The organism is Streptomyces sp. NPDC059957 (assembly GCF_042730015.1).
Taxonomy (GTDB): domain Bacteria; phylum Actinomycetota; class Actinomycetes; order Streptomycetales; family Streptomycetaceae; genus Streptomyces.
In genome coordinates this window covers 1-737 of sequence record NZ_JBHWMB010000106.1, presented here as the reverse complement: position 1 = coordinate 737, position 737 = coordinate 1, and the positions used below count along the sequence as shown (strand labels likewise).

Here is a 737-nt window from a genome sequence, read left to right as displayed (position 1 = left end):
GGGCCGGCGAGGCCCCGCCCCATGGGTGGGTGTGTCCCCTTTTCGGACCGGTGGCGGTGGTTACCGCCGTACGGTCACCACGGGGGCGCCGGCGGCGACGGTCTGCCCGGTGTGCGGCTCGACCGAGGTGAGGTCGGCGGTGTTGGTGACGGTCATGAGGGTGACGGTCGGGTGCTCCGCCGCGCGCACGGCGTCGAGGTCGACCTCGGCGAGGAGGTCGCCGACGGAGACCTGGCTGCCCGCCTCGACGCGGACGTCGAAGCCCTCCCCGCGCATCTGCACCGTGTCGATGCCGATGTGGATGAGCACCTCGACGCCGTCCGCGGTGCGGATGCCGAAAGCGTGGCCGGTGGCGGCGACGATGACCAGTTCTCCGTCGACCGGGGCCACGATGCGGCCGTCGGCCGGCTCGATGCCGACGCCTTCGCCGAGCGCGCGGGAGGCGAAGACGGGGTCCCCGACCTCGTCGAGGCCGACCACCCGGCCCGCGACGGGCGCGGCGAGCTCGGTGCCCCTGGCGGGGGTGGAGGCGGGAGCGCCGGCGGGAGCACCGGCGGGAGCACCGGCGGCGGTGGCGGACGCGGAGACCGGTGCGGTGGCGGAGTCGGCGGATGCGCCCGTGGCGCCCGTGGCGGTCGTGGAGGCGCCGACGGTGACGAGCTCGCGGTCGTCGGCCGCTGCGGCCTCCCCGCGGGAGAGGGCTTCGGCGGCGTCGCGATCGGCATTGGCCTGGACGC

1 protein-coding gene is annotated in these 737 nt (G+C 76.4%); it reads right to left on the bottom strand.

Features of this window, described 5'->3' with window-relative positions; all coding sequences use genetic code 11:
- Nucleotides 1-60: 60 nt before the first annotated feature.
- Nucleotides 61-737 (bottom strand): PTS glucose transporter subunit IIA (locus tag ACFWBW_RS38450; protein WP_385383398.1); only part of this gene is annotated, 677 nt, incomplete at its 5' end.